Origin of the sequence: Psychromonas arctica, assembly GCF_038155225.1 — a bacterium.
Lineage (GTDB): Bacteria > Pseudomonadota > Gammaproteobacteria > Enterobacterales > Psychromonadaceae > Psychromonas > Psychromonas arctica_B.
Window position 1 is genome coordinate 1 of sequence record NZ_JBAKBA010000413.1, and the last position, 211, is coordinate 211.

Below are 211 nucleotides of genomic sequence, written 5' to 3' on the forward strand. Positions count from 1 at the left end.
CAAACACACCTGCAGCGGTTACTTCAGTACCTGCACCATATACACCTAATACTAACGGGATAGGTTGGTAATATTGGCTATAAAAAGCTAATGCATTTTCGCCATCTTTTACTTTATTTAACGGATCATTCTGATCAACCGCCATAATACTACATTTACACTTTCCGTCTTCAATACTACCAATGTAACGTAATACTTTACCTTCTTCATT

1 protein-coding gene is annotated in these 211 nt (G+C 36.5%); it reads right to left on the reverse strand.

Annotated features, from left to right (window positions below; genetic code table 11):
- On the reverse strand, positions 1-211 hold a 211-nt coding region (locus V6255_RS18950), incomplete at both ends, for a hypothetical protein (protein ID WP_341629483.1).